Annotated in this window: 2 protein-coding genes and 1 pseudogene; 2 read left to right on the top strand and 1 reads right to left on the bottom strand. The window is 72.7% G+C overall.

Annotated elements, in window-relative coordinates; translation table 11 throughout:
* Positions 1–672 (top strand): annotated as a pseudogene (locus tag D7X55_RS37895) (hypothetical protein); the annotation flags it as partial.
* A 23-nt stretch (positions 673–695) separates the two neighbouring features.
* On the top strand, positions 696–1,901 hold the full coding sequence (locus tag D7X55_RS37890; protein WP_120550934.1) for a hypothetical protein: 1,206 nt from the start codon (positions 696–698) through the stop codon (positions 1,899–1,901).
* A gap of 19 nt (positions 1,902–1,920) precedes the next feature.
* Here D7X55_RS37890 and D7X55_RS37885 read toward each other — a convergent pair whose 3' ends face one another.
* Positions 1,921–2,727 carry a hypothetical protein gene (locus tag D7X55_RS37885; RefSeq protein ID WP_233610312.1) on the bottom strand — a complete coding sequence of 269 codons (807 nt, stop codon included), beginning with the start codon at positions 2,725–2,727 and terminating at the stop codon, positions 1,921–1,923.
* Between the last annotated feature and the right edge of the window lie 395 nt (positions 2,728–3,122).

Here is a 3,122-nt window from a genome sequence, read left to right as displayed (position 1 = left end):
GTGCTGGGGCTCGTGGGCGCGGGGACGCGGCGCGAGGGCGTGGTGGCGCGCTGGCGGATGCTGGGGCTGGGGCTGCTGGCGCTGGCGCTCTACTTCCTCCTGCCCTTCGACATCCGGGGGTACGTCTACTACCTCAACACGCGCTACGCGCACCTGGCGGCGGCGCTGCTGGTGGCGAGCATGCCGGCCGTGCGCGCGGCCTGGCGCAGGCCCCTGACCTTCGCCGCGGCGGCGAGCGCCGTGCTCCTGGCCTTCGTGATGGGGCGCGGCTTCCAGCGCTTCTCCGCCGAGGCCCGTGAGCTGGAGGCGCTGTCCCGCCTGGCGGCGAACCGGCCGAAGGTGATGGGGCTGGTGTTCGACCCGCGCTCCAGCGTGGTGCGCTTCCCCGTCTTCATCCACGCCGCGGCGGTGGTGGCGCGCGAGCGCGGCGGCGTGCCCAACTTCACCTTCGCCTCCACGCCCCACTCGCCGCTGCGCTACCGGGGGGAGCTGCCGCCCACCTTCCCCTCCGAGTGGCGGCCCGGGGACATGGACTACGCGACGCAGGGGAGCTGGTACGACCACTTCCTCGTGCGCGGGGTGCATCCGTCGCGCGTCTTCGGCGGGCGGCTCCAATCAGAACTGGTCATCGTGGGACACGAGGGGGGGAGCTGGCTGGTGCGGCGGCGGTAGCGCGTGAAGTAGAAACCGGGCGCATGAGCCCTGCCTCCACCGAGCCCCGTCCCCTGCTGGATGCGCTGCGCGCCGGCACGCCCCTGCCCTCCTTCCCGGAAGCAGCGGTCGCTCGGGCCCGGAGCCTGGTGGACGACGTGGGTGCCGCCACCACCGCCGCAGTGGAGGCCCTGCCGGAGCCCCTGGCGGGCGCGGTGCTGGAGGCCGCCGTGCTGGCGGGCCAGGTGGCGCTGCCGGAGGCCCTGTCCGCCTCGTCCGTGAAGCCGCTGGCCAAGGCCGCGAAGAAGGCGCTCTACCGGCTGCGCTCGCGCGGCGTCACGCCCGCGGAGGCCTCCAGGGAGGCGCCCCCGGCTCCTGCGCCGGCGGCCCCGGAGTCGCTGCCCACGCTGGTGACGGTGATGTCCTCCACGGGGCAGTACGGCCTGCTGCTCACCCGCGGGGTGCGCGGCGGCGTGGAGCTGCTCCAGGTCATCGCGTCGGATGAGCAGGGCGTGCTGGAGCTCACCCGCAGCGAGCCGAGCCGCGGGGACGTCCGCCGGATGCTCAAGCACGGGCTGAAGAACGGCTTCGGGATGGAGGTCTCCCGCGAGGAGGGAGCCCGGTTGCTCGCCGAGGCCGCGGCCCTCAACCTGCGCACCCGCACGCCCTTCCCGCCGGACCTGGAGGCCGCGCTGCGCCACCACGGTGTCCAGCCCGTCCACGAGCCCGAACCCCTCCCCGCCCCCGAGCCTGACGACGTGCGCCATGCCCTGGAGGGCGATCAGCTCCACGCGACGCCGGAGATCGCCGAGTGGATGCCGCCCGAGGCGCAGGTGCGCGCCTTGATGGAGCAGGTACAGGCGCTGGCCCAGAGCCCGCTGGCGTTGAGCGGGCCCCAGCGCCAGGAGCAGGTGCGGCAGCGGGTGCTGGAGGCGGCGAAGGCCTGGTTCACCCCGGAGGTGCGCCAGCGCTACGCGCGCCGCCTGTGGCGCATGGCGGCCTTCTTCGATGCGACGGGGCGGGCCCTCCAGGGGTCCATCGCGAGGGGCGAGGCGCGGCGCCTCTTCCACGGGCTCGACGAGCCCTTCTCGCGCTTCGCGGAGACGCTCTTCGCCAAGGTCGTGGTGCTGGCCGCGGCGGGCGCCCAGGCGCGGCTCGAGGCCTCGCAGCAGGGCGCCCCGGGAACCGAGGCGCCCGCCGCCACGCCTTCAGGGGAGCGGCGCAGCCCCGGCGGCCTCATCCTTCCCTGAGGCCGCGGGGCTGCTGACGTCAGGCCGGCTCCGTCCGGGCGCACAGGAGCAGGTCCAGGTTCTCCCGCTCCCAGGCGAGCGCCCGCTGGTAGTCGTGGAAGCGCTTCTCGTGCTCCATCAACTCCGGCGGGTGGATGCAGCGCCGGCCGTCCTCGCCCCGGCGGGCGCGGTAGACGTGGTGCAGCATCTCGTGGAAGACGATCCACTCCACGAAGTACCGGGGCACCAGCGGCTGGTCCAACGCCGGGTGGATGCGGATGACCTTCGAGTCCGCCGAGTACGAGCCCATCTTGATGCTCTTGCGAGGCCCCTTCACCCGGGGCGCCGGCCCGTAGGTGATGGCCGCGTCGATGCGGCTCTGGAAGTAGCGCTCGTTGAGCCGCTCATAGATGCGGGCCAGGTCGTGGTAGCGCCCCACCGGGGACAGCCGCAGCCGCTTGCGCATCTGCGCCGGGGACAGCCGGCGGATGAAGATGCGGTTGCGCTCGATGTAGCGGTCCAGCAGCGCGCTGGCGTCCGGGTCCCCCTTGCGCACGAAACTGGCGAGCGCCTGGAGCACGTCGTCCGGCGCGGCCAGGAACATGTGGTGCAGCCTCAGCCGCCACAGCGCCCGCTGCCGCTGGAACGTCAGCATCGTGTGGGTGTTGTCGTGGATCTCCACCGCCACCTTCCCCCGCAGCCGCGTGCGCAGCCGGCGCTCCAACACGCGCCGCCACACCTTCACCAGTCGGTTGGGCTCCGGGGCGACCGGGAGCTGCCGGGCCACCCTCCCCGCGGGGTAGGTCCTCTGTCGGTTGATGTTCTTCCGCTTCTTCGCGCGAGCCATAGAGGGGCCGGAGTCTACGGACCCCTCTGACATGTGTAAACGCGCCCGCTTGGTGGAAAGCCAAGGAATTCCAACGACTTAAGGGCACTCAAGCTTACCCGGTCCTACGTGTCCTCCGGGGGGTGCGGATGCCGCATACGCGTAAGTCGCCGTGCCAATTAGCGCCGCCTTGGGCACGGGACCCGGAGCGTCTGGAGTTCCCCGGATACAGGTCGGACGTTGTAGGTCTCGATACCCCGAGGTGCCCGCTTTCCCGGGCAGGTGTACTGGACGCGAAGCGGGCCGGGGGCCAGGGCGACGACCTGGTTGATGGGCAACTTTCCGCCCCCTGGGCGGCCGAGCACGGTTTTGACCGGGGCCTCGAAGCGGACCTCCACGGTGGCGGGGGGTGGAGG

Origin of the sequence: Corallococcus sp. AB049A (assembly GCF_003668885.1) — a bacterium.
In the GTDB taxonomy this organism is placed as follows: Bacteria; Myxococcota; Myxococcia; order Myxococcales; family Myxococcaceae; genus Corallococcus; species Corallococcus interemptor.
Note: the sequence above shows the minus strand (reverse complement) of the source record. Positions and strands in the feature narration are given on the sequence as shown.